This window comes from Nocardioides sp. URHA0032, assembly GCF_000620645.1.
In the GTDB taxonomy this organism is placed as follows: Bacteria; Actinomycetota; Actinomycetes; order Propionibacteriales; family Nocardioidaceae; genus Nocardioides.
On the sequence record NZ_KK211160.1, the window covers coordinates 328,294 to 351,901 of the forward strand.

The window sequence follows — 23,608 nt, forward strand, 5'->3', positions numbered from 1 at the left end:
TCTATTCCGGGCGCTGGCGCGACGGCGTTGCGCCGCGTCAGTGACCGGCGCTCTGGCCGCCGTCGATGTGGAGGATCTCCCCGGTCACGAAGGGGGACTGCTCGAGGTAGACGACGCCCCGCGTGACGTCGGTGATCCGACCGGTCGTGCCGATCGGGTGCTGCCGGTCGAGGAGCTGATGGGTCTCGGCGGAGAACGTCGAGGTCTCGATGACGCCGAGCGAGACCGCGTTCACCCGGATGCCGTGTCCGGCGTACTCGATCGCGAGGGACCTGGTGGCCGCCGCGATGCCGCCCTTGCTCAACGCGGTCAGCGCCGACGGCACCGCAGACGAGGCGCTCTCCACGAGGGTGCTGGTCAGGTTGACGACGTGACCGCCTGCTCCCTGCGCCAGCATCTGGACGACTGCGGCCCGGGTCAGGTGGAAGAACCCGTCGACGTTGGTCCGCATCACCGTCCGGTAGTCCTCGTCGGTGATGTCCTCGAAGGGCCCGGCGATGAAGATGCCGGCGTTGTTCACCAGCGTGTCGAGCCGCCCGAACCGCCCCATCGCCGCGTCCACGACGTCGCGCGCGAGAGCGGGGTCGCCGACGTCGCCGGCCACGGTCTCCAGGGTGGCCGTCGACTGCGGGGCGATGGAGCGGGAGTTCGCGACCACGGCGTAGCCGAGGTCGAGGTAGGCATCGACCAGCGCCGCACCGATGCCGTGAGAGGCGCCGGTGATGGCGGCCACCCGAGGGGCGTTCATGGACACTCCCTGCGTCCGGTCGACCCGGCGGTCCGGCCCGCTGCGACGCCGCCCTTCGCTGCGTCCGGTGCAGCCACAGTCGGGGGAGGGGGCGTCGGGAAGAGCACGATGCCGCCGGCTACGGCTACCTCGCCGTAGGCGCGCGCGAGGTCGTCCAGGCTCGCGTGCCGGTTCAGGCCGCTCGGGTTCGGGACCACCCAGACCGGGACGTCGCCGAGCCGGTCGCGCTGCAGTCCCGGGCGCGCGTCCGGATTGCCGAACGCGGTCCGGTAGGCGGTGATGCCGAGGACCGCGACCGTGGCCGGCGCGATGCGTTCGATCCGTTCGGCGAGCGCCACCGCTCCCGCGACGAGCTCCGCCGCGGTGAGCTCGTCGGCACGGGCCGACGCTGCGGGGACGATGGAGGTGATGCCGACGCCCCGCTCGAGCAGTCGCGCGCGGTCCTGCGCCAGCAACCCCTCGGAGGCGTCGATCCGCCGGTCGACGATCCCCGCGCGATGGAGCGCCGGGAAGAAGCGGTTGCTTCCGCCGCCGAAGTGCGCCTGGACCGCTACCGAGCGAAGGCCGGGATTGATACCGACGAACAGCACGCGAGTGTCCGACCCGTACAGGTCGGGCAGCGTGTGACCCCGGAACGCGGCGAGCTCGGCGCGGGTGAAGCGCATCCGTGCACTCTACGATCGCCCGCCACGAGCGTGTCGGGCGCTGGTCTCCACGTGCCCGTCGACCGCGCGCCTTCGCGGGCCGGTACTGGCCATCACGGTGGCGCCCCCCGCAGTCGCGGCGTCCGCGCCGACTGCCTCGGCCGGCGGCACGACTCGGCCGCGGACCCCACCTAGGTCCCCGAGCGGTTCTGACCCACCACCCCAAGCAGGCGCGCGGTGATGACGACGACCGGGGACCCGGAAGTCACCTGCCGGGTCCGGGGCGACCAGTGGCCGGGCCCGGGTGCGACCAGTGACTTACCCGGGCGCGATCACCACCCTCCTGGACCGACGCTCACGCAAGGAGGGATTCAGGTGAACCGTAGCTACTCGGACCCGGAGATCCGGGTCCGCAACACCGAGATCGTCGGCCGACTGGCAGCCGCTTCGGCCGTCGAGCGACGAGCATTGGCCGACGAGCTGGTGCTCAACAACCTGGCGATCGCCCGCTCCATCGCGCGTCGGTACGCTCGACGCTCGAGCTTCGGGTCGGATGTCGAGCAGGTCGCGTACCTTGCCCTCGTCCTCGCAGCCCGGGGGTACGACCCGACACGTGGCACCGACTTCCTGGCGTACGCCGTCCCGTCGATCACTGGTGCGGTCAAGCACTACTTCCGGGACTCGGCGTGGATGATCCGGCCACCGCGACCCGTTCAGACCGCACACGTGCGCGACGAGGGGCAGCGAGAGCAGCACACGGTCTCCGGTATCAGCGTCGAGACCTGTTTCCGCCCACGAAGCCTCGATGCGCCCGCCACCGGGGACCTGATCCCGGTCGGCGCGCTGATCCGCGACGACGACGACCGCACGTGGGAATGTGCCGACGCGCGCCTGCTGCTCCTCCCGCATCTGCGCGAGCTGTCACCACGGGCCCGCCAGATCCTGCGGCTGCGGTTCGTCGAGGACCGGACCCAGGACGAGATCGCCGCCACGCTCGGCATCTCCCAGTTCCACGTGTCGCGACTCCTGAACCGATGCCTGGGCGACCTGCGGGACCGCCTGAAGGGCGCGGCGTGAGGGGTCCTCACGCGGCAGGGACCGACCGAGCCGGAAGAAGGGGTCGACGACTCGATTCCGGCCGGCGGCTCCAACGCGACGTCCGACCTGCGTCACCTCGACCCGGTTCGCGGGGACCAGGCCCCCTAGGGCCGGGCGCGACCTGCGACGCGACGGTGATGGTCGGAGTCGATGAGGTCGGCGTAGCCCGGATTGTTCTCGATGAACGTGTGTACGACGGGGCAGTAGTTGATGACGGTCCTTCCTTGTGCCCTCACATCGTCGAGAGCTCGGCGGATCAGCTCCATCGAGACGCCGAGGCCCCGGAAGTCCGGCAGCACCGAGACGGCGAGCAGTGCGATCCGGTCAGCCCCGACGAGGTTGTAGGGGATCCCGCCGATCGTGGCGCCGTCGACGATGGCTTCGTAGATCCCGGCCGTCTCGTCGTTGAGCACGTCAACGGTGAGCGGCGAGGCGTCGGAGCTGTCTGTCGTCGCATCGTGGAGAACGGACCGGCCCAGGTCTGGGGTCTGCCCCGGTCCGTCGCGCTGGTCCGAGTGCTTGACGGCGCAACGTGCGAGCGAAGAGGCGGGGTGCTCGCGGGAGTAGTCCGGTCGCGGCTCCTGGGGTCGCTGGTGACCAGCCTCGCCGCCCACACGCCCGCCGTACGGCCGCCCGTGGTCGGCGTACTCGTCCCGGAGGAAGATGAGCTGCCATGGGCCGGCCGTGAAGTGCGACCCGGTCCGGAGGACCTCGTGTCGACCACTGCTGGTCGCCCCGTCGCCGAGCATCGTCAGGACGTATTCGTCATTCGCCTCGTGAAGGACCCTGGCGTGCAGCGCATCGGTGGCGGAGAGCTCGAGGTCTGAGTCAGCTGCCGATCCGATGTGGATGAGGTCGCACCTGATCTCGTGGACGTACCGCTCGTGGTCGCTGGTAGCGAGGATGCGCGGGTGCCCGGCACCCCAACCGGCGTGTGTGGTGGTCACGGTGTGCCGCCTCGGCGTGGCGTTCTGCTCGGACATGATCGCGATCCTCCGTCTTCGACTTCTGCTGGCGACCGTCCCTGTACGACGCCTTCCTCACCGGGCATGCGGGTGCCCTGGAGTCACGGACGCACGTTGATGATCGTCTTCCCCTTGCGGCGCTCCGTGGCGGTCAACGTGGCGACGGCGTCGTCGAGGGACGCGATGTCTCCGATGTTGGTCCGGAGACGCCCCTGCTGCACACGCTGGACGATCTCGGTGAGCTGGAGACGGTCGGCCTCGACGACGAAATCGACCGAGAGGCCGTCAGCGGGCCGGTGCTCCACCGGGCCGACGACGCTGACGAGCGTCCCGCCGGTCTTGATCAGGGCAGCCGAGGCCTTCTGGACGTCGCCGCCGATGACGTCGAAGACCAGGTCGACGTTGCCCACCTCGGCGAGGCCATCGTCCTCGAGGTCGACGAACTCGTGTGCCCCGTAGTCGAGTGCCTTCTCGCGGTCGGCGCCTCGACCGGTCCCGATCACGAAGGCACCGGCCTCGCGGGCGAGCTGGGTCACCATGGTGCCGACTGCGCCCGCCGCGCCGTGAGCGAGCACGGTCTGCCCGGCCTGGAGGCGACCGTGCTGGAACAGGCCCTGCCAGGCGGTGAGGCCCGAGATGGGCAGGGAGGCACCGGTCGTGAAGTCGACGTCGCCCGGCAGCGCGGCCAGGTTGCGTGACTCGACGGCGACGTACTCCGCCAGCGTGCCGTCGCGGTGCCAGTCGGCGATGCCCAGCACCCGCTGTCCCACGGACAGCCCGGTCGTGCCGTAGCCGAGCGCAGTGACGACGCCGGCCATCTCGTGGCCGAGGATCGCCGGTGCCTTGTCGTGGCCGGCGCGATCCGTCCAGGTCGAGGGCCAGTCGACCTCGGTCGAGACGAAGCCGGCCGCGTGGACCTGAACGACGACGTCATTGATTGCGGGTGCCGGCTCGGGCCGGTCCACCAACTCCATTCCGGCTGTCCCTGCGGACTGGTCCGTCACGACGATCGCCTTCATGTGCTGTCTCCTCTTCTTGATGGCCGGCCTCGATGGGTCGAACCGGACTGTGTCTTCAGTGTGCGCCGAGCGAACGGCCGTGAGTCCGCCCGAGCGTGGGGCTGGTTTTGGGACGGGGTCGCGCTCAGTTCGCCCGGCGTGGGCCGTGTGGATTGCGTGCGGCGACGAGGGTGGTCAGCGTCGCAACCAGGGCGAGTACGCCGTACCCGAGGGCGATCTGGGGGAGCGGGAGAGTGCTGGCCAGGTGGCCGGCGATGAGGACCGGGACGGTTGCTCCGCCGTAGGAGAGCAGGTAGACGACACTGAAGAGTGGGGCCCGCTGGGGAATCGTGCTGCCCTGGAGCAGGCCGCGGGTGGTGGAGCTGATCGCGATCCCTTGGCCGGCGCCGGCCAGCACGGTCGCGGCGATGAACAGCGGCAGCTCGTCAACCGTGATGGCTGCGATCAGCCCGGCGACGCCGAGGAGGAACGCGGCCATGCCGAGTCGTTGACCCGAGGCGGTGTCGACCGCGCCGCTGAGCGGGGCGCCGAGCGCACTGGACGCCATGTAGGCGGCGAAGACCAGGCCCAGGACGAGGGAGCTCTGGCTGTGGAGCTCGCCCTCGACCAGTGCAGGCACGAACGCTTGGTAGAACGCACCCATGGCCCACGTGGCCAGGAGGACAGCGGCGGCGACCGGCAGCAGCTGTCGGACGTGCGAGGCGGCAGCGACCTGCGGCCGCAAGGACCTCCAGGCTCCTGGGGTCCGCGGTGCAGTCTCGCGACTGACCGCGATCAGCGCCACGGCCACGAGCAGGACGACGATCTCGACCAGGAAGATCAGGTCGCGCGGCCAGGGTGCGAACTCGACCAGGCCTCCCGAGACGACCGCACCGACAGCGAGACCGAGCATGACTGTCTGGCTCGACGCCACCGATGCCAGCCAAGCGGGCTCGGCCGGTGCGGCGTCGACGATGTAGGAGGTGAGGCTGCTGCTGGCCAGGCCGGCGCCGATGCCCATGAGGAGCCGGCCGGTGATCAGGACGCCGATGTGGTGCACGTCGAGCAGCACCAGCGAGCCCGCCACCAGGAGGAGAAGGCTGGCGATCGCCACGGGCCGTCGGCCCACGTGGTGGGACAGCCTGCCGAAGACCAGCAGGGTGATCAGCGTGGCGGCCGAGTAGGCGACGACGGTCATCGAGATGTCGCCGTTGGTGAACCCGTCCGCCGCTCTGTAGATGTTGAACAGGGGGATGGTCGATCCCACGGTCGCGAACGCCACGACGAGCGAGACCACCGCCGGCACGAACGCCGAGCAGCGCCATGACCTGCTCGACCGCTTCGACGTCCCCGACGGTGCCCTCGGGCCAGGGGTGGCCGGCGTGCTCGGGATGGCCGCGGCGGCCGGCAGGTTGCCTGTCGCGCCGACGCGGCCGTCTCGGACCGTGACGTGCTTCATCGGTTCCTTCCCTTCCTCGCTCCCCGTGGGATCGCTGTCGGCGGGCTCGTGGTCAGATGCCGCTGTCACGGGTCATGACGCGTCTCAGGCGAACGTGAACAGCTGGTCCTCGTCGAAGCGCGAGATCGGGTTCGAGTACCGCTTCTCAGGGGCGGGGTAGCCCAGCGCCAGGAGCACGGTCGTCGAGTGGCCCGTCTCGCGGATCTTGAAGGCCTTGTCGACACTCGTCGGGTCGAACCCCTCGAGCGGCGTGGCGTCGACGCCGAGCTCGGCGGCGGCCATCATGGTCAGACCCACCACCATGTAGGTCTGCTTCTCCATCCAGTGGGTGACGTCCTTGTAGCCGTAGTTGCGCAGGCTCAGGAAGTCGCGCGTCATCGACTCCCACAGGTCCTGCTTGGCCGGGTCGGGGAAGCGGCCGTCGGCCCTTTCCTTGTCGAAGACCGCCGCGAGGTGGCTCTCGGGGAGGTCGGCCCGGGTGGTGACGATGATCGTGTGCGAGGAGTTCAGGATCTTCTCCGCGTTGTCCTGGAACCGTTCGCCGAGGTTGGCCGCCAGGCGCTCCTTGCCGTCGTCGGTGGCGAGCACGTAGAAGTGGTTCGGCTGGATGTTGGTCGAGGTCGGCGCCGAGCGGAGGAACTTCAGCAGCTGCTGGAGGGTCTCCTGGGGGATCGTCTTGGTGGGGTCGAAGTACCTGGTGAGGTGCTTGGCCATGAGCTTGTCGAGGTCCATGTGGGCTGGCTTTCTGCTTGTCTTCGATGAGCGTGAGTTCGATCCGGTTGGTGTCGCCGGGCGGCGGCTACCTTTCGCGGCTGAGCAGCTGCGTTGCGCGGTCGAAGCCGAGTCCGGTCGTTGCGGACGCGAGGTCGCCGTCCGTGAGCGCCACTACTGCCTCTTCGAGCGCGCCCATCGCGTGGGTGTAGAGCGTGGGGCCCACGCTGATGCGCCTGGCGCCGAGCCCCTGCAGCTCTGACACGGTGAGCACCTCGTCCGCCGGAGAGATGAGGACGTTGACGGGCTTCGGCGCTACCGCGGTGATCATCGCCACGAGTGCATCGCGGTCAGGTGGGAAGGGGGCGAACAGCACGTCGGCTCCGGCCTCGGCGAAGGCGGTCAGGCGACGGATGGTGTCGTCGAGGTCCGGTCGTCCCTGGATGAAGTTGTCCGTGCGACCGGTGATGACGATGCGCTCCTTGCCTGCGGCCACGGCACTCCGGACCCGGTTGACGGCGTCGTCGAAGGTGCGGATCGGCTGCTCGGGATTGCCCGTGGTGTCCTCGATGCCGATGCCGGCCAGACCATGGTCGACAGCCTGTTCAACGGTCACGGCGACGTCCTCCGGCGCTTCGCCGTACCCGTCCTCGAAGTCTCCGTTGACCGGCAGGCCGGTGAGCTGAGCGAGCAGGCGCGCGTGGGCGAGGTGCTCCTCGCGGCTGATGCAGCGGCGTCCGTCGACCCGGCCGAGCGTCGCGGCCAGTGCGACCGACGAGGTCCCCAGGGCTTCGAAGCCGGCATCGGCGAGCATCAGTGCAGAGAGGCCGTCCCAGGCGTTGGGCATGACGAAGCCACCTTCGCGGGCATGCAGGGCCAGGAACCTCTCGTAGGACTCGGAATTGGGCATCGGGCACCTCTCGCTGGGCTGGTAGCGGCGGTCAGGAATGAGGGACGGAGTGTTGGTGTCGCGGGGGAGGGCTGCCTTTACGCCGGGACGGCGGCCAGGTTGGCGCCCGAGTCGCCGTACCGAGGTCCTGGACGCGGTCAGACCTCAGCGCCGTTGCAGGGGCAGCGTCCGGGTCAGGCGAGTGCGGCCCGCACGCTCTCGCGCAGCTCGGGGATGACCTCGGTCTCGTACCAAGGATTCTTGGCCAGCCATCGAAAGTTCAGGGGAGAGGGATGGACCAGCGGGATGGTGCCGGGCAGGAAGTCGGCGTAGCGGCGGACAGTTGCGGTCAGTGACTCCCGAGTCCCCAGGTAGTGCCGCTGCGCGTAGCTGCCGATGAGCAGGGTCAGCTGGATGCGTGGCATCGCGCCGATCAGCTGTGGGTGCCACCGTGCGGCGAATCCCGGGCGCGGCGGGAGGTCCCCGTGGAGCCCATTGCCGGGGTAGTAGAAGTCCATCGGCAGCAGGGCGAATCGTGAGGGGTCGCGGAAGGTGTCCTCGTCCACTCCGAGCCAGTCGATGAGCCGGGATCCGCTGGCGTCGTTCCACGGCACGCCGGACTCCTGGGCCTTCCTGCCCGGAGCCTGTCCGACCACCAGGACGCGCGCCGACGCATCGGCGACATAGATCGGCCGGTAGGCCACCGCCGCCGCCCAAGCGTTGTCCGGGTCGGCGATGATCGCCGCCCGGATGCGGTCGAGCTCAGACGACGTCATGGCGCTCCTCGAGTGGTAGGTCCATTGTGCGGCAGGGGCGCGTCGCCCTCGCGGCTCGCGTCGCCCTCGACCAGGAGGACGACCAGCGGTGCAGTCAGTGGCCGAGGTCGCCGCGACGCTCTCCGTCGTCGACGAAGGTGCAGACCCGAAAGGTCACCTTGAAGGGTCGACCTCCGGTGCCGGACCCGGGCCCGTACTCGAACGAGACCTCGTAACGGTGGTCGGCGGACATCGAGCGCATCCGATAGCGGGACCCCGAGGACGCGAGATGGAGGCGGAGCATCTCGGCGCGGACCACCACAGCTGCTTTCGCGTCCGCGAAGGTCCAGCAGAACGGCGGGTGCTCGTCCGCGCGCTTGAGAGTCCTCGACGGGTCGCTCGGGCCGCTGACGGCCATGGCGGCGTAACGGATCCTCATGTGGCGACTGCTTCCCGGCCGCCCGCGCCACTCGTCCGTGGTTCGACCGCCGAGGACGCGCCCTGGAGCGCGGTGGCAGCCCCACGGCGACCTCGATCGGGCAGGTGTCGAGGCTCCGCCTCGCAAGCTGGGATCACGCTGCGCACGGTGTCCCCCTTCGATCTCGCTCGTCGCCCTGGTGTCCATCGCCCGTGTCCACGACCTCGGGAGCACCCGGTCCTGTGGGTATGTCGCTGCGTGAGGTGGTCGTCTTACGCGCGGAGCGGCCGTCGCGTCGATCAGCCGCCGTACGAGAGCCGGCGGCAGAGCCGGACCGGAGGGCCGGCGCCCCAGGTAAGACCGCCCCACCCGAGGTCACCTACCTACGCATGACCTCACGATCTCGGGAGGCGGGCACGTCACGCCCAGTGGACGTCCGCCCCTGGGTCAACCATCGAACATCTGCGGTCACGGACCGCGTCGGAAGGAAGTGGACAGCATGGGTGCATTCGAAGGCCGGAAACTGATCGCGGTCGGCGGTAGCAGCGGGATGGGACGCCAGACCGCGATCGATGTGGTCGCCGGCGGCGGCACCGCCGTGATCGTGGGCCGCAACCCGAGCCGGGTCGACGAGACCGTCGAGACGATCTCGCAGAAGGGGAAGGCATGGGGCATCACCGCCGACCTCGCCGACCGCGACGAGGTCAGGCGCGTCCAGGAGATCCTCGCCACCGACCACGCCGACGCGACCCTGCTGGTGAACTCCGCGGGGTTCTTCATCCCGAAGCCCTTCCTCGAGTACGGCGAGCCTGAATACGACTCATACCTCGAGCTCGCCCGTTCGGCGTTCTTCCTCACTCAGACCGTCACCCGGGGAATGATCGCCGCCGGCGGCGGGGCCGTCGTGAACATCGGGTCGATGTGGGCGCACCAGGCGATCGCCGCCACTCCGGCAACCGGGTATTCGATGGGCAAGGCCGCCCTCCACGCGCTCACCCACAACCTCGCCATGGAGCTGGCAGAGCACAAGATCCGCGTCAACGCCGTCGCCCCCGCCGTCGTAGCGACGCCGCTCTACGAAGGTTTCATCCCGCAGGACCAGCTCGAGGCCACCCTCGCCACCTTCGACAGCTTTCACCCTCTCGGCCGGGTGGGGACGCCTCAGGACATCGCCTCGGCTGTCACCTATCTGCTGTCCGAGGACGCCAGCTGGGTCACTGGGGCGATCCTCAACGTCGACGGGGGCGTGATGGCGGGTCGGAGCTAGACGAGAAGCTCCGTCCAACCACCCCGTCATAGCTGGCCGGGCACCACTCGGGCTGGTGCCCGGCCACGAGCTCACGGCACAACCAGGAGGAACCGCTGTGGCAACCAGGTACGAGCGAACCCCAGAAGCCGTCAGGCAGCTGACGCCGCGCCAGTACGCGGTGACCCAGGAGAACGCGACCGAGCCTCCCTTCCAGAACGAGTTCTGGAACTCGGATGAGGCCGGTATCTACGTCGACGTCGTCTCCGGGGAGCCCCTGTTCGCCTCGGTCAACAAGTACGGCAGCCGTACCGGATGGCCGAGCTTCACCGTCCCACTGGAGCTCGACAACGTCGTGGAGCTCGTCGACGACACCCACGGAATGGACCGGATCGAGGTTCGCTCGGCGCACGGGAACAGCCACCTCGGTCACCTGTTCGCGGACGGTCCCGCGGACCAAGGGGGCATGCGTTACTGCATCAACTCGGACGCGCTGAGGTTCATCGCCGTTGCCGATCTCGAGGCGAGAGGGTACGGCCAGTACCTGCACCTGTTCGACGGCGCCGGCGTACCCGCTGCTGCGGAGATCACCACGACGGAGGGTGAGGGCCGATGATCACCTACGGGTTGGACAAGGACGCCGAGACGGCCACCCTTGCCGGCGGATGCTTCTGGGGCATGGAGGACCTGCTGCGCAAGAGGGAAGGGGTTCTCGCGACGCGGGTCGGGTACACGGGTGGCACGAACGAGTACCCGAGCTACCGGAATCACCCCGGTCACGCCGAGGCCGTCGAGATCACCTTCGACCCGGATGAGGTCAGTTTCCGAGACCTGCTCGAGCTCTTCTTCCAGGTTCACGACCCGACCACCGTCGACCGGCAGGGCAATGACGTCGGGACCAGCTACCGATCCGCGATCTTCTACAACAGCGAGTCGCAACGCGATGTCGCCCATGCGGTGATCAGGGAGATCGACGAGAGCGGTCGGTGGCCGGGCAAGGTCGTGACCGAAGTGACCCCCGCCGGTCCGTTCTGGGAGGCGGAGCCGGAGCACCAGGACTACCTGGTGAAGAACCCGAACGGTTACACATGCCACTACGTCCGGCCGTACTGGCACCTGGCCGAACAGCACCCGGCCGGAACCTGAGACCCATGGGTCCGGGCGAATGACACTCGCATGGTTGCTGTTCGAGACCGACGGTGCCGTCCACGACCTTGCGTACGGTAGAACCTGGCTGGTTCGGGCGGCGTACCGCCAGTGAGTCCAAGACGGTCGAGACGCAGGCTGTGACGTGCTCCTAGCGCGCAGGCCGCAGAGGTCCGCTGGACGACGGCCGACCCACTGCCGGCGATACGCTCTCAGGCGCCCGCATTCAATCGGAGCCGAGATTGCGGGAAAGGGCAACCGAGTACGCAGACGAGACCAAGACCGACGAAGGTGGACGTGTGGCGAACAGTGCGCAGAACGATGCGAACGAGCAGCACAGCGATCACTGGGACCGGCTCGAGGCCTTCCTGCACACGGACCCCCGAGATGCGGGGTGCGACACGACGATGGAGATGCTGGACGTGTATGCCGAGCTCGTGGCGGCCGGCTCTGACCCAGCAGAACGGTTCCCGGGTATTCGTGCGCACCTCCTGGCATGCGGACCGTGCGCGGAGGACCTCGAGGGCCTGCTCATCGCCATCACCGGCGGGTCCTCACCGACGACCCCGGATGTGCCATGACCTCGGCGCTCAGGACGATCGACGGACCGCACCACGGCGCGGTCGCGTCCTGACGCACCACACGACCGACCGGGCGGCACTCGTGCGGCCGGGCCGCTCGAACGTGGGGCAGGCAGAGCGTTCTATGGACCAGATAGTCCAAGGTAAAGTTCCCATCGCGGTTGACGGTCAGCCTTGTTTGGACTGGATAGTCCGAACTACTGTGCAGAGACGAGACGTTGGACAGGTACCTGATCGGCGCGATGCCGCCTCGGGTCTCTCATGAAAGAGGTTGCAGTGGACGACGCGGTGATCGCTGGCGAGAACCGCCGGTGGGTGCGCGACCTCGGCAGTGAGGGACCCGCCAGAGAGGCAGCCTGCAGCGACCTGTACACGCTGCTGCTCCGCGTCGCGAAGTCAGAGGCGCGACGCCGGGCGCCGATCCTCCGCCTGGACGGTCCGGAGCTCGAGGACATCGCTCACCAGGCAGCCGCGGACGCGCTGATGGCTGTCACTGCACGCCTCGACAGGTTCCGGGGAGAGGCGCGATTCACCACGTGGGCGACCAAGTTCGTGATCTTCGACGTCGCCACCAAGATGAACCGTCATCACTGGCGGCGCCATGAGGTCTCCTACGCGGAGGAGGACTGGTCGAGGATCGCGTCACGGTTCGATCTCGGGCCGGAGGACGAAGCGCAGGTCCGCGAGTTCGTCGCAGCCGTGTCGGCCGCGGTCGAGGAGAGTCTGTCCGAGCGCCAGCGCCTGGTCTTCGTTGCCACCGTCCTGAACGGCGTGCCGACCGACGTCCTGGCCGATGAGCTCGGGTCGACGCACAACGCGCTGTACAAGGTGCTCTTCGACGCCCGCAAGAAGCTCCGTGCGGCGCTGGTGGCCGGCGGCTACCTCGCCGACGCCTCGGTGGCCCGCTCGGCCTGATCGCCACGGACGCCGGCTCCAGCGCGACCGGCACCGCAGCCCGCGCGGCAGGGCTGGAGGGCCGCCGCCACCTTCCTGCCGTACGCCGTGGACGAACAGGGATCGTGCCTGCGCCGGCGTTCAGTCCCGGGCCTCTCTCAGCGCGGCCTCGGCGGTGGCGCGGTCGGCGTAACCGGGGTGGCGTGGGTCGACGAGGTCGGTGTAGGCGGACGTCTTGGACAAGAAGTCCACGACGAACGGACAGATCGCGGTGACCGTCCCGGCTCGCGACCTGACCTCCTCGAGCACCTGGGTCACCATCGCGCCCGCGACCCCTCTCCCCCGGTGGGCGGCATCGACCTCGGTGTGCCGAAGTGCGTACCGGTTCGGGCTGAGGTGCGTGTAGTAGAGCCAACCGGCGAGGCTCTCGCCACGGTAGAGCTCGAACCGACCTTTTTCGGCGTTGTCGACCAGGTGCTCGGCCACGCGCCTCGGGGCGGCCGGCTCATCAGCGGCGAGATCTCGCCGGTCCTCGTCCATGGGCATGTTCGACCTCCTGTACGTCGTGACTCTTCTTGGGGGATGTGGGACTATGGGGTCCAAGTATGTCCTCGGTGGCCTGGCGCTTCCAAGCCCGCCCTCTCTTGGCGTGGACTGAACGGTCCGGTTTTGCCACTCGAGGTTGCGCGAGACAGGCGACCGACACCGAACCAGACGGGAAGAGACCATGGAGTCACCAGCCGCATCCGTCGAAGTACGCAAGAACGTCACTGCTCGCCTCTACGAGGCACTGATCGCCGGACAGGTCGTCGGCACCCTCGCCTACGAGCAGGTCGGCGGCCGGATCGCACTCACGCACTCCTACGTGGATCCGGAGCAGCGCAATCATGGGATCGCGTCGTCGCTGGCCCGATTCGCCCTCGAGGACCTCCGCGACAGCCAGTCACGGGCTGGGGTCTACTGCGGGTTCGTCGCCGACTACGTCCAGGAGCACCCTGAGTACGAGGACTTCGTCGAGATCAGCCGGTCTGCTTTCCTCGCGACGCGCACGGCTCTCGACACGAACCGCGGGCGCTGACGCATGGACGACCTGCATGTGACGATCGAGCCGGAACGCATCGTGACGGCCACGCTGGTGCTGCGGAGCTGGGCGGCTGAGGATGCGGTGGAAGCGCTCGAGATCTACGGCGATCGTGAGACGGCCGCGGCGATCGGATGGCCCAAGCCGGTGGTCGGCCTCCCTGAGATGCGCGAGCTGCTGACGCAGTGGGACCTACAGTCGTCCCGACGTCCGGTGCCGCAGGGCCTGTGGGCTGTCGAGGCGACCGAGGACGGCAGTCTTCTCGGCGGAGCAACGCTGCTGCCGTTCAGCTCCAGGGTCCCGGAGCTCGTGATGGGCTGGCACCTGAGGCCCGAGGCTCGCGGTCATGGGGTCGCCGGACAGATCGGGCACGCACTGGCCCATCACGCGTTCATCTCCGGTGACGCCAGCGCCGTCTACGTCGCTGCGCCGGCAGGGAGTGCGGCGGTGCTCGCCGTCGGTCGACGACTGGGGATGACGGCGGTGGACGACCTGGGTTGGACTCATGCCGGCACCCGTCTCGAGGTCCTCCGGATGGTCCGCGACGACCTCCACAGGATCCGCCCTGGTATCTCCCTCGACAGTTCCTACGACCCGGAGGGTCTGGGCGACTGGTGAACGGGGCTCGTCGACCGGTTCCCGTCCCGCCGTGCGAGCTGGCGGGCGCCGGGTGGCGGGGACTCCCGGCGCACCGGGGGTCCTAGCGGGAGGTCGAAAGACTCTCGATGTGGGCGAGCGCCATGTCGACCGACGTCGCCATCGGAGCGACGTCGCGCTCAGCCTGGGCCAGCATGTATCCGCCCTGAAGGGCGCCGATGAGCCCGGTCGCGAGCTGGTCGACGGAGACGTCGGGCTTGAGGACCCCGTCGTCCTGGAGCCGGCGCAGCACGTCAGCGAGGAGCCCCTGCCACTCGGAGAAGAGCTGGGACAGAGCTCTCCGGGCGAGGTCATCGTGGTCGGAGACCTCCGAGGCCAGCGTGCCGAGCGCGCACCCGTAGGCGCCATGTCGGAGGGCATTGCTCTGCACCAGCGCGTCCCGCCACCGGCGCAGGCCGCGGAGGGTCGAGACATGGCCCAGAGACTCACGCTCGCGGTCCAGGGTGTTCTGACCGACGTGGTCGACGACCGCGCGTACCAGCGCTTCCTTGCTGTCGAAGTGGTGATAGAGCTGCGACTTGCTCGACCCGCTCGCGGCCAGCACGTCGTCGATGGTGGTGGCAGCCACGCCCTTGACGTACATGAGCTCGGCAGCAGCGGCGACGATCCTGGCTCGCGTCTTCGCACCGCGCGCCGTGAGGCGTCGGCCGCTGTGCGAGTCAGTCATTGTCATCTGCTCATGTTACTGCCTGGTCGTACGCCGGCGGGCCTGCCTCGTCGCCCCGCGAACCTGCCATCAACGGCGCCAGGGCGATGTCGAGAGCTGCGTCGAGGGGTGCGGGATCCTCTGCAACGCGGCTCAAGGTGCCGCCTCCGTGCAATGCGGCGAGGATCAGCACAGCGAGCCGTTCGGCATCGGCTCCGCCAGCCTGACCCTGCGCGGCGACGGAACCGGCCTCCTGTGAGTCCCCGGATCGAAGCACGCGGTCGACCGCCGCGGCGAGCAGCTCACGCCACGCGACCAGGAACTCGCGCCCGGCGTCGCCATCGATCGCCCCCCGCAGGGCGAACGCGTACGAGGTCTCCGGCCTCAACAGCTCCCGCACGACCCGACGGCGCCAGCACGTCATGCCGGCACGATCCCTGACCTGCGCGAGAGCAGCACCCTCGATCGCCAGGACCTCTGCGAAGTACGTCGTCATCCATCCCTTTCCGGCCATCGTGACAGCAGGCCGCATCTTGCCACGCGGTTGGACTAACCAGTCCATCTGGTGCCCGGTGGTCGGGTCATCCAAGCGTCAAACCAGACGCCGATGCGCCGCTCCATGGACTTCAGGATCCAATGTCGTGAGTTCACGGCGGCTCGTGGTCCGCACCCGCGTCTCCGACGACCGGTGCGGGATCTGCGGCGGCTCGGGACGCGTTCAGCGTTCGACGGGACCGGGGGCGAGCGAGGAGTTGTCGAGGTCGGCCTTGCGGAGGCGGAAGACCTGGAGACGCAAGCCGTAGTACTTCTCGGTCTCGCCGGTCCACTCCATGCCGATGCGTCGGGCGACGCGTTCGCCACGTGTGTTCCGCGGCCGCACCACGGCGAAGAGCTCCTCCTCCCCGTTGGTGAACGCATAGTGCGCCAGGGCGTGCCCGGCCTCGGTGCCGTACCCACGCCCCCAGGCCCACGGTGCGAGCTGGTAGCCGAGCTCGAGGTCGTCGCCTTCGGGTGGGAGTGGAACGAGCTGGCACGATCCCGCGACGCGTCCGGTGTCGAGCTCCTGGATCGCCCACCGTCCCACAGGGCGACCCGGAGGCCCGGGTGGAGAGACGATCCAGTCGTCGAGCAACGCACGCATCTGGCGTACGTCACCGACCTCGGGAACCGCCGGAGCAAGCCACCGCGACACCTCGGGGCTCCCGTAGATCTCGAGGGCGTCGCTGGCGTCATCAACGCTCCACGCGCGCAGGCGCAGCCGCGGGGTGCGGATGGTGGTGCCGACGATCGTCACGTCGTGAGTCATCGCTGCTCCTCGCGGTCACGAAGGCGGTGGGCCGTCGTGGACCGACGTTACGCCGGACTGGACGAACTCGTCCAACTCGTCGGCGAAGGTGGTTGACGCGGCAGCCAAGCAGACGAAAGACCTGCGGCGCATTGGTCACCAACTGGTGCCGCGCGCGAGGAACGTCCCCGTCCGCGTTGTCCTGCAGAACGAAGCGTCCGGCCACGACTCATGGGGTCGACGCGTACGGAGGGGTGAGAGGAATGATGGTCAACATCGCGGCAGTCACGTTCAGCTGCGTCGACCCGCACAAGGTCGCTGACTTCTGGGCCGAGGCGCTGGGCAGCAGCGTCGCCGCAACGGCGACCTCGGGTTCAGCAGCCGTCATCGCCGACGTACCGCTCTTCTTCCGACGAGGGGAGGCTCCCGGAGAACGCGCGAACCGGATCCACCTCGACCTCAGCACAGACAACCTCGAGGCCGAGGCCGACCGATTGCGCGGGCTCGGCGCAACCGAGGTTCGCCGCAACCGTTGGCACTCGACGGAATCCGTCACCTTCCGCGACATCGAAGGCAACGAGTTCGATCTGGTCGCCGAGTAGCCGAGAGGTCGCGACTTCTCACGGCGCATCGAAACACCCATTGCTCGCAGTGGCAGCCGGGGCCCGGGCCGCGGGGCCACGACCTCTATGAAGGAGGCACTCGTGCCCGATCTCTTCGAAGGACTCGATGTCGACGACGGCGAACCCGTTGCCGCGACGCACATGGTCGATGCCCTGACCGCTGGCACCCTGGTCTTCGACGACGGCGCGACCCAGGTCTTCACCGCTGACGGTGGGACCACCTACACCGAGCGGGGACGCCCGAGCCCGGGTGAGTGGCGCGTCCTGGCTGACGGACAGTTCGAGTCGTTCTGGCCGCCGGCCTACAGGGCGGTCTATGAGCTCACCTGGGTCGTCGAAGGTGGCGCGATCACCGGGCTGACGTTCATCGAGCGCGGTCGTGGTGACCGCTTCATGGGCCGCTATCGGTGACGATCCAGCCTTCCTGGTGGCTGTGGGTAGCCCACAGCAACGCGGCCGCGAACGACCGGTGCGGCCGCCAGCCCGCCGCCAGTGCGTCGGCCGCCCCCGGCGTCGGCAGGGACGCCATGGCCCACTGGCGTCGGATCGCGTGTCTGAGGACGGGATCGGATGCGGGGAAGACGTCGGGGCGGTGGTACCCGCGGATCAGGAACAGCTCGACCGCCCAGCGCCCGACACCGGGCAGGAGCGTCAACACCTGACAGATCTGCTCGTCGGGGAGCTCGTCGAGCGCCTCGAGGCTCACCCGGTCGCTGTTGACCGCCTGAGCCAGTGCACCGATCGCCACCGCCTTGAATCTCGCGACGCCGGCCCGCTCCACGTCGGCGACACCGACGCCCGCGATGCTGCCGGGCGTGAGCTCACCACCGACGAGCCCGTTGAGGACGTCGTACTGCTCGGCCGCGACGCTCGGCGTCACGGCCTGGCCGACGATGAGGAAGGCCAGGGTGCGGAAGAGGTCGTGGCCACGTGGGCCGTGGTCGCCCCACTCGAAGGGGTCGGTCTCCGGGTACGACGCCGCCAACCGCGCGAGGACCGCGTCCTCTCGAGCGAGGTGCAGCCACGCACGGCGTCGTTGCATCGAGCGTGCGGGTCCGTCGTGCGCCTCCCGGACGGTCAGTCCGGCACCCTCGGTGTCGACGGTCCTGCGCACGGCCGGCGCTTCCGGGACTTCCGAGACCTCAGACGGGTGCGGGACGTCGTGGTCGGTCAGACCGTGCGAACAGGCGACCTCCTCGCCGGGGTGACGGGGGCTGGTCACGTGATCAGAGCAGTCCCATGTCGGCCCGCGACTCGAGCAGCACGACCTGGACCGGATCGAACGCGACGTAGCCACCGAAGTCGATGCCGACGTGGTCGATGGCCGTCGGCAGGGGCGACGGGTAGCTCCAGGCCGCGTCGGCGTGGGTGCCGGCGGGCGTGGTGACGTTCCAGTACTGCGCAGCACCCTTCCAGGGACACGTGTACGGCGTCGCGCTGTCGTCGACGAGATCCCACCTGACCGCTGTCGGTGGGAAGTAGAGGTTCCCCTCGATCCGGACCAACTGCTCTTCGTCGGCCTCGGCCACGACGGTGTCACCGATCCATGCCTGCACGCGAACCTCCTGGTCTCGGGCGCCGGCCAGGTCAGTGACGCCGTCATGGGTTGGTTCCGTTCGTGACCGCTCACGGGCGCCGTCTTACGCCTGGGCGACCTCGCGAGCGGCGCGCGGTCGTCGATCCCGGACGGTGCCGAGAGGTAAGACCTGGGCCTCGGCGACCTACTCACCTCCTGACACAACCAGCCGCACGAAGAGGGAGGGGTCGACCCATGACGGTGGTCAGTAGAGGCTTCGGAGGTCGTCGGGAGGTGGATCCCAGGGTCCCGCCCGGTCAGTACCGAACTGACGACTTCCCCGTTCTCACTGCCGGCCCGACGCCACTGATCAGCACCGGTGACTGGGCGCTGGACGTCACGTCCCTGGACGGCACGAGTCAGTCACTGTCATGGCCGGATCTGATGGCGCTTCCCGTCGAGGAGTTCACCGTCGACCTCCACTGCGTCACCAAGTGGAGCAAGCTCGGCACCCGGTGGCGGGGGGTGCCGATCGCCCATGTCCTGGAGGCGGTGGGCGCCGACCTGGAGGGCGTCGAGCACGTGATGGCTCACTCCCATGGCGGCTACACGACCAACCTCCCACTCCAGGACCTGTTGGGCGGGCAGGCATGGATCGCCTTCGAGTTCGATGGCGAACCGCTCGCCGCCGCGCACGGTGGTCCGGCGCGGCTGCTCGTACCGCACCTGTACCTGTGGAAGTCGGCGAAGTGGGTCAACCGCCTCGAGCTGCGTCAGGAGGACCAGCTCGGCTTCTGGGAGAACTTCGGCTACCACGCCTACGGGGACCCCTGGCGCGAGCAGCGATACGTGGGCGACTGATGCAGCACGCAGGTCGAGATCTCGGTCGGGAGGCCGAAGGGTCCGGCGGCTCGACGCCTCCGGTGCAACCGACGGCGCGTGCCGGCGATGACGGCACCGAAGCTGCTCCCGAGGCTCGGGAGCCAGGTCCCCTCAGGTGGCTGACCGGCGAGCTGCGGGGCAGCTGGATGGAGACCCGGTCGGCGAAGACGCTGCTCTTCTCCGTTCCCGACTGGGACGGCCATGACCCGGGCCAGCACGTGGACCTGAAGCTGACGTCGGCGGACGGCTACAGCGCGCAGCGCAGCTACTCGCTGGCGTCGGCATCGTCGCCCGGGTGGGTCGAGCTGACCGTGCAGACGGTCCAGAACGGCGAGGTGTCGCCGTACCTCGTCGAGACCATGCAGACCGGTGACGAGCTCCAGCTGCGCGGTCCGATCGGCGGGTGGTTCCGCTGGCACGCCGATCTGTCCGGGCCCGTGCTGCTGATCGGCGGGGGTTCCGGGATCGTGCCGCTGATGGCGATGCTGCGTCGACGAGTCGAGTCCGGTGTCACGACACCGTTCCACCTCGTCTACGTCACCCGCACCCCCGACCACGTCATCTACTCCAACGAGCTCGCCACGATGGCGCAGCTCCATCCCGGCATCGTCATCGACCGGCTGTACACCCGTGCCGGCCTGGTCGACGACGTCCGCGCCCCGGGACGGCTCACTCTTGCTGACCTCCCCGGCTCCGTGGACGCGAGCGACGCCGTCGACGCTGTGGCCGGTACCGGCTCGAACGGCACCCACCCCGGCGCCAGTCGGACGCGGGTCTACGTCTGCGGGCCCACCGGCTTCGTCGAGAACGCCGCACAGCTGCTGCAGGAGCGCGGTCATGCCCCGGAGATGATCAGGACCGAGCGCTTCGGACCGACAGGAGCGTGAGGTGGAGCCGCTGTCGCGGAACGCAGTGGGACCGAGGGCGATCCCCACGCGCTCGAGCCGAGGCGATGTGGATGGTCCGACCTTGGTCGGAAAGAACTCACGACGACCACGACACGAAAGACGTGAGTCGATCGGCCAGGGTGCCGACCGGCATGGAGGACCGTGCGAAACACGCGACGGTGACGGGAGGTTCCAGACTTTGACCAGCGTGGACAAGACGACGCGGGAGCGGCAGGCGGTGCGGTGCGACGACGTCGCCCGGTACGGCGGCTCGGCTCTCGACGGGTCGCTACCGCTCCGAGGTGCCGCCGAGATCGGCGAGCACCTGGTGAGCTGCGACGCCTGCACGAACTACATCGACCAGGTCGCGAAGACGGTTGCGCTGGTAGCGCTGCGTGGGCACGCGAACGATGGTCATGAGGGAGTCGGCGATCGGGGAGAAGACCCCGGCTCTGATGCTGAGCTGGCGCGAACACAGTCCTGTCTGATGTCGCTGGCGCGGGCGATCGACCCTTCCCACGCGGATGAACTGGTGCAGGGCGCCTGGGACCACCTGCTGACGGATCAGCCGGCAACGGCGCGGGATCGCGGTCAGCTCGTCTCCTTCCTGCTCCGCCGCGCTCGCGAGCACGTTCGAGCCGACGACGCGCGCGACCAGGCCTGGGCCGCGGATCTCGTGCGGCATCACCCCCACAACGCGGCAGACCTGGCCGAGACGGAGCATCCCGACCCGGGAAGCCACGAGGACTGGCGCGCACTCGCCGACCTCGATGTCCTCGACCCCGATGGTGACCGCGCCGAGCTGTACCTGCCGGACCTGTACGGCGACGGGCCGGACCAGGGCGAGTGGAGCGCACCACCGAGCGCGTGGCCCTCGGTGACGAACATCCTGGGCCCCGAGGCGGAGGCGGAGACGGCGGAGCTCTACTCGGTCCTGGACGCGGCACTCGACGAACTGACCGGTGCGGCCGCGGACGCCGTCTACCTTGTCGACATCGAGGGTCACTCGCTGGAGACGGCGAGCAGCCTGCTGGGGCGGAGCATCGGCGACCTCCAGCGGGACTTGCTCGAGTCGCGAGATCAGGTTCGCCGACGGATCAGCAGCTACCTCGCCGCCGGCTGAAACGTCGACCGCCGTCGTGGCCGCTCGACGTCATTCGCGTCCCGTCGCCGCTTTCCGCACACCTCACCTTTGCTGCACCGTTCGCATGTCGCAGCGCGTCCCGCTACGACACCCGTCGGTGTCGGTACCACCGAACACGTCACAGGAGCATCCATGGACCTCGACCTGGCCAAGCAGCTACTCGAAGCGGAGCGACAGAGGCTTCGTCGTCTCCTGGCCACCACCTCCGAAGCCAAGCTCGACGACAGCGCTGCCGAGCGCGCCGCGGGCGACGGCGACGTCGATGCCGCACAACCGCTCGAGCACGAAGCCATCGACAGCGCGATCGAGCAGAGCCTCCATGAACGGCTGGATGCGATCGCGCGGGCTGAGAAGAGGATCGAGGACGGGACCTACGGGAAGTCGGTGGAGAGCGGACGTGCCATTCCCGACGACCGGCTCGCGATCGACCCCGCAGCCGAGCTCACCGTCGCTGAGGCGGCCGGGCGCCACCGCCGCGACCACTGACCCGCGCCGCCCCGTTCCAGCGGTGACCGGACTAGCTGGACACCGCGGCCGGATCGGGGACGCCGATCAGGCGCAGGCTGTTGGCCCACAGTGCATCGAGCTGGCCGGGGTCGTTGAAGACCTTCGCGAACAGGACCAGGCCCTCGAGCTGCGCCACGATCGACCTCGCCGCGGTCGGGACGTCGTCGACGGTCAGCTCGCCGGTGTCGACGGCCGACTGCAGCTGCGCGCCGATCAGCGCGACCTGCTCCTCGAAGATCTCCTGGAGTCGTTTCTGCATCGGTGCGTTCGTCGAGCTCACTTCGATGGCGAGGTTCCCGAAGAGGCAGCCGGTCACCGAGCCCGTGCCCTGGAGAGCGGCCGACTGTCGCCGGGAGGTGGCGTCGAAGATGGCGTGCAGTCGTTCCAGCGCGGTCCCCTCCCTCTCGAGGAGGGTCGTCCACTCGTGGCGCTGCCCGGCCCAGTGCTCGTCGATCACCGCCAGCGCCAGCGCTTCCTTCGAGGGGAAGAAGTGGTAGAACGAGCCCTTCTGCACCCCGGCTCGGGCGGCGATCTCCGCCACACCCACCGAGCTATAGGCGCGCTCGCTGAACAGTTCCGTCGCGGCGGCGACCAGCCGCTCGCGGGCATCCGAGGTGCGTCCCATGCCTGAATTGTAGACCGGTCATCTACTGGAATAGTTGACCGACCGTCTCTGTTCAGGTCGGCATGAACACTCACAAGGTCGCCGTGATCACCGGCGCTTCTCAAGGAATCGGAGCCGCGCTCACCGCGGCCTATCAGGACCTCGGCTACGCCGTGGTCGCGAACTCCCGCTCCATCCCCGACGCCTCGACCGACACGCTCGAGACCGTTGCGGGTGACATCGGGGATCCCGCCGTCGCCCGTCGCATCGTCGACGTCGCCGTCGAGCGCTTCGGCAGGGTCGACACGTTGATCAACAATGCCGGCATCTTCGTCGCCAAGCCGTTCACCGAGTACACGCCGGAGGACTACGACGCCGTCAAGCGGACCAACGTCGACGGCTTCTTCCACATCTCGCAGGCCGTCATCGAGCAGCTGCTGAAGCAGGACCAGGGCGGGCACGTCGTCAGCGTGACCACCACGCTGCTGGAGAACGCGTCCTCGTCGGTGCCCTCGGCCCTGGCCTCGCTGAGCAAGGGCGGAATCGCTGCCGCGACGAAGTCACTGGCCATCGAGTACGCCGGACGTGGCATCCGCGTGAACGCCGTGTCTCCCGGCATCATCAGGACCCCGATGCACGCGCCCGAGACCCACGAGTTCCTCGCCGCCCTCCAGCCCGTCGGGTCGCTGGGTGAGGTCGCCGACGTCGTGCGCGGCGTCATCTACCTCGAGCAGTCGCCGTTCGTCACCGGCGAGTTCCTGCACGTCGACGGTGGCCAGAGCGCTGGCCACTGAGCCACCGCCTCGTCAACGAAAGGAGACGGACATGATCAGCGAGATCCCGACCGCCGAGAACGAAGTGCGGACCCTCCTGGACGCCTGGGCCGCCGGCATCGCTGAGCGACGCCCGGACGACGTCGCGTCGCTCTTCACCGAGGACGCCCTGTTCCAGGGCTTCGATCCCGAGCCGGGCTCAGGCCGCGAGTACATCGCCGGCTACTACGCCAAGCAGCCCGTCGGGCTTGCTGCCGACTACGAGCTCCTCTCGGTGCGCGAGCCGGCACCGGGAGCCTTGGTGGCCTACGCGCGAGTCATGTTCGCCCGGCCAGAAGGTGACGTCCCGGTCTACCTGACCGTGGTCGCCCAGCGGGGCCGGACCGGTTGGGCCCTGAGTCACTACCACGTGTCCAGGCTTGGCTGAGGCTGACGTCGCCACGAGGGGACG

32 protein-coding genes are annotated in these 23,608 nt (G+C 68.9%); 16 read left to right on the top strand and 16 right to left on the bottom strand.

From position 1 onward, the window contains the following. Positions 1-37: 37 nt before the first annotated feature. Entirely contained in the window at positions 38-748 is a 711-nt protein-coding gene (locus N538_RS0119660) for an SDR family NAD(P)-dependent oxidoreductase (RefSeq protein ID WP_028638717.1), read from the bottom strand. Further along, positions 745-1,413, bottom strand: a complete 669-nt coding sequence (locus N538_RS26365) for a mismatch-specific DNA-glycosylase (protein WP_081790594.1) — start codon at positions 1,411-1,413, stop codon at positions 745-747. Before N538_RS26365 ends, N538_RS0119660 begins: the two co-directional genes overlap by 4 nt. A 354-nt stretch (positions 1,414-1,767) precedes the next feature. Here N538_RS26365 and N538_RS0119670 point away from each other — a divergent pair, with 354 nt between their 5' ends. After that, positions 1,768-2,469, top strand: coding sequence for a sigma-70 family RNA polymerase sigma factor (locus N538_RS0119670; RefSeq protein ID WP_028638718.1), 702 nt, complete (start codon positions 1,768-1,770; stop codon positions 2,467-2,469). A 125-nt stretch (positions 2,470-2,594) separates the two neighbouring features. On the opposite strand, the gene N538_RS27630 is transcribed toward N538_RS0119670, so the two are convergent. The 7 genes from N538_RS27630 to N538_RS0119705 all read right to left on the bottom strand — a co-directional run bounded on the left by N538_RS27630 (position 2,595) and on the right by N538_RS0119705 (position 8,706). Continuing rightward, entirely contained in the window at positions 2,595-3,473 is an 879-nt protein-coding gene (locus N538_RS27630) for a GNAT family N-acetyltransferase (protein ID WP_051549459.1), read from the bottom strand. A gap of 83 nt (positions 3,474-3,556) precedes the next feature. Further along, positions 3,557-4,474: an NADP-dependent oxidoreductase gene (locus tag N538_RS0119680; RefSeq protein ID WP_028638719.1), complete on the bottom strand. Its 918-nt coding sequence runs from the start codon at positions 4,472-4,474 to the stop codon at positions 3,557-3,559. A gap of 124 nt (positions 4,475-4,598) precedes the next feature. Continuing rightward, positions 4,599-5,912 carry an MFS transporter gene (locus N538_RS26375; RefSeq protein ID WP_081790596.1) on the bottom strand — a complete coding sequence of 438 codons (1,314 nt, stop codon included), beginning with the start codon at positions 5,910-5,912 and terminating at the stop codon, positions 4,599-4,601. Positions 5,913-5,996: 84 nt separating this feature from the next. Further along, positions 5,997-6,644 (bottom strand): nitroreductase family protein, encoded by a 648-nt coding sequence (locus N538_RS0119690; RefSeq protein WP_028638720.1) that lies wholly within the window; start codon positions 6,642-6,644, stop codon positions 5,997-5,999. Positions 6,645-6,711: 67 nt separating this feature from the next. Then, positions 6,712-7,533: an isocitrate lyase/PEP mutase family protein gene (locus N538_RS0119695; RefSeq protein ID WP_028638721.1), complete on the bottom strand. Its 822-nt coding sequence runs from the start codon at positions 7,531-7,533 to the stop codon at positions 6,712-6,714. 173 nt (positions 7,534-7,706) lie between these two features. Continuing rightward, entirely contained in the window at positions 7,707-8,288 is a 582-nt protein-coding gene (locus N538_RS0119700) for a uracil-DNA glycosylase family protein (RefSeq protein ID WP_028638722.1), read from the bottom strand. 94 nt (positions 8,289-8,382) lie between these two features. Beyond that, on the bottom strand, positions 8,383-8,706 hold the full coding sequence (locus N538_RS0119705) for a hypothetical protein (protein ID WP_155992276.1): 324 nt from the start codon (positions 8,704-8,706) through the stop codon (positions 8,383-8,385). Positions 8,707-9,184: 478 nt separating this feature from the next. On the opposite strand from N538_RS0119705, the gene N538_RS0119710 reads away from it, so the two are divergent. The 5 genes from N538_RS0119710 (at position 9,185) to N538_RS0119730 (ending at position 12,573) form a co-directional block, all read left to right on the top strand. After that, a complete protein-coding gene (locus N538_RS0119710; RefSeq protein ID WP_028638724.1) occupies positions 9,185-9,952 on the top strand; it encodes an SDR family NAD(P)-dependent oxidoreductase in 768 nt (255 codons plus the stop codon). A 97-nt stretch (positions 9,953-10,049) separates the two neighbouring features. Continuing rightward, positions 10,050-10,547, top strand: a complete 498-nt coding sequence (gene msrB / locus N538_RS26380) for a peptide-methionine (R)-S-oxide reductase MsrB (RefSeq protein WP_051549460.1) — start codon at positions 10,050-10,052, stop codon at positions 10,545-10,547. Then, positions 10,544-11,077, top strand: a complete 534-nt coding sequence (msrA, locus tag N538_RS0119720) for a peptide-methionine (S)-S-oxide reductase MsrA (protein WP_036571347.1) — start codon at positions 10,544-10,546, stop codon at positions 11,075-11,077. The genes msrB and msrA overlap by 4 nt, the downstream gene beginning before the upstream one ends. Positions 11,078-11,376: 299 nt before the next feature. Further along, entirely contained in the window at positions 11,377-11,658 is a 282-nt protein-coding gene (locus N538_RS26385) for a hypothetical protein (protein ID WP_036571350.1), read from the top strand. Between the two features lie 261 nt (positions 11,659-11,919). Continuing rightward, positions 11,920-12,573 (top strand): sigma-70 family RNA polymerase sigma factor, encoded by a 654-nt coding sequence (locus N538_RS0119730; RefSeq protein WP_081790597.1) that lies wholly within the window; start codon positions 11,920-11,922, stop codon positions 12,571-12,573. A 120-nt stretch (positions 12,574-12,693) separates the two neighbouring features. On the opposite strand, the gene N538_RS27635 is transcribed toward N538_RS0119730, so the two are convergent. Then, a complete protein-coding gene (locus N538_RS27635; protein ID WP_051549461.1) occupies positions 12,694-13,098 on the bottom strand; it encodes a GNAT family N-acetyltransferase in 405 nt (134 codons plus the stop codon). A 181-nt stretch (positions 13,099-13,279) separates the two neighbouring features. Between N538_RS27635 and N538_RS26395 the strand changes: the two genes are divergently transcribed. Both N538_RS26395 and N538_RS0119745 read left to right on the top strand, forming a co-directional pair. Further along, entirely contained in the window at positions 13,280-13,630 is a 351-nt protein-coding gene (locus N538_RS26395; RefSeq protein WP_051549462.1) for a GNAT family N-acetyltransferase, read from the top strand. 3 nt (positions 13,631-13,633) lie between these two features. Further along, a complete protein-coding gene (locus N538_RS0119745; RefSeq protein ID WP_028638727.1) occupies positions 13,634-14,251 on the top strand; it encodes a GNAT family N-acetyltransferase in 618 nt (205 codons plus the stop codon). Positions 14,252-14,333: 82 nt separating this feature from the next. Here the strand turns inward: N538_RS0119745 and N538_RS0119750 are convergent, their stop codons facing one another. The 3 genes from N538_RS0119750 to N538_RS0119760 all read right to left on the bottom strand — a co-directional run bounded on the left by N538_RS0119750 (position 14,334) and on the right by N538_RS0119760 (position 16,242). Further along, the gene (locus N538_RS0119750) at positions 14,334-14,957 is read right to left on the bottom strand and encodes a TetR/AcrR family transcriptional regulator (RefSeq protein ID WP_028638728.1); all 624 of its coding nucleotides are present in this window, start codon (positions 14,955-14,957) and stop codon (positions 14,334-14,336) included. A 10-nt stretch (positions 14,958-14,967) separates the two neighbouring features. Next, entirely contained in the window at positions 14,968-15,525 is a 558-nt protein-coding gene (locus N538_RS27640; RefSeq protein ID WP_155992278.1) for a hypothetical protein, read from the bottom strand. Positions 15,526-15,654: 129 nt separating this feature from the next. Further along, positions 15,655-16,242 carry a GNAT family N-acetyltransferase gene (locus N538_RS0119760; protein ID WP_028638730.1) on the bottom strand — a complete coding sequence of 196 codons (588 nt, stop codon included), beginning with the start codon at positions 16,240-16,242 and terminating at the stop codon, positions 15,655-15,657. Positions 16,243-16,484: 242 nt separating this feature from the next. Here N538_RS0119760 and N538_RS26405 point away from each other — a divergent pair, with 242 nt between their 5' ends. After that, positions 16,485-16,823, top strand: coding sequence for a VOC family protein (locus tag N538_RS26405; RefSeq protein WP_051549463.1), 339 nt, complete (start codon positions 16,485-16,487; stop codon positions 16,821-16,823). A gap of 102 nt (positions 16,824-16,925) precedes the next feature. Further along, the gene (locus N538_RS0119770) at positions 16,926-17,255 is read left to right on the top strand and encodes a hypothetical protein (RefSeq protein WP_028638731.1); all 330 of its coding nucleotides are present in this window, start codon (positions 16,926-16,928) and stop codon (positions 17,253-17,255) included. Here N538_RS0119770 and N538_RS27645 read toward each other — a convergent pair. Both N538_RS27645 and N538_RS0119780 read right to left on the bottom strand, forming a co-directional pair. Further along, positions 17,236-18,066 carry a DNA-3-methyladenine glycosylase family protein gene (locus tag N538_RS27645; protein WP_051549464.1) on the bottom strand — a complete coding sequence of 277 codons (831 nt, stop codon included), beginning with the start codon at positions 18,064-18,066 and terminating at the stop codon, positions 17,236-17,238. The genes N538_RS0119770 and N538_RS27645 overlap by 20 nt on opposite strands. 4 nt (positions 18,067-18,070) lie before the next feature. After that, positions 18,071-18,400: a DUF427 domain-containing protein gene (locus N538_RS0119780; RefSeq protein ID WP_028638732.1), complete on the bottom strand. Its 330-nt coding sequence runs from the start codon at positions 18,398-18,400 to the stop codon at positions 18,071-18,073. Positions 18,401-18,615: 215 nt separating this feature from the next. On the opposite strand from N538_RS0119780, the gene N538_RS0119785 reads away from it, so the two are divergent. The 4 genes from N538_RS0119785 (at position 18,616) to N538_RS26420 (ending at position 21,759) form a co-directional block, all read left to right on the top strand. Further along, on the top strand, positions 18,616-19,221 hold the full coding sequence (locus N538_RS0119785) for a molybdopterin-dependent oxidoreductase (RefSeq protein WP_028638733.1): 606 nt from the start codon (positions 18,616-18,618) through the stop codon (positions 19,219-19,221). A gap of 167 nt (positions 19,222-19,388) precedes the next feature. Beyond that, positions 19,389-20,129, top strand: a complete 741-nt coding sequence (locus N538_RS0119790) for an FAD-binding oxidoreductase (RefSeq protein WP_051549465.1) — start codon at positions 19,389-19,391, stop codon at positions 20,127-20,129. Between the two features lie 328 nt (positions 20,130-20,457). Next, complete coding sequence (locus tag N538_RS0119795; RefSeq protein ID WP_155992282.1) at positions 20,458-21,252, top strand: RNA polymerase sigma factor; 795 nt, start codon at positions 20,458-20,460, stop codon at positions 21,250-21,252. A gap of 153 nt (positions 21,253-21,405) precedes the next feature. Beyond that, positions 21,406-21,759 carry a TraR/DksA family transcriptional regulator gene (locus N538_RS26420; RefSeq protein ID WP_036571358.1) on the top strand — a complete coding sequence of 118 codons (354 nt, stop codon included), beginning with the start codon at positions 21,406-21,408 and terminating at the stop codon, positions 21,757-21,759. A 31-nt stretch (positions 21,760-21,790) separates the two neighbouring features. On the opposite strand, the gene N538_RS0119805 is transcribed toward N538_RS26420, so the two are convergent. Continuing rightward, on the bottom strand, positions 21,791-22,405 hold the full coding sequence (locus N538_RS0119805) for a TetR/AcrR family transcriptional regulator (protein ID WP_028638736.1): 615 nt from the start codon (positions 22,403-22,405) through the stop codon (positions 21,791-21,793). Positions 22,406-22,467: 62 nt separating this feature from the next. Here N538_RS0119805 and N538_RS0119810 point away from each other — a divergent pair, with 62 nt between their 5' ends. After that, positions 22,468-23,178: an SDR family NAD(P)-dependent oxidoreductase gene (locus N538_RS0119810; protein WP_028638737.1), complete on the top strand. Its 711-nt coding sequence runs from the start codon at positions 22,468-22,470 to the stop codon at positions 23,176-23,178. Between the two features lie 31 nt (positions 23,179-23,209). Then, positions 23,210-23,584 (top strand): SgcJ/EcaC family oxidoreductase, encoded by a 375-nt coding sequence (locus tag N538_RS26425; protein ID WP_036571360.1) that lies wholly within the window; start codon positions 23,210-23,212, stop codon positions 23,582-23,584. The last annotated feature ends 24 nt before the right edge of the window (positions 23,585-23,608 follow it).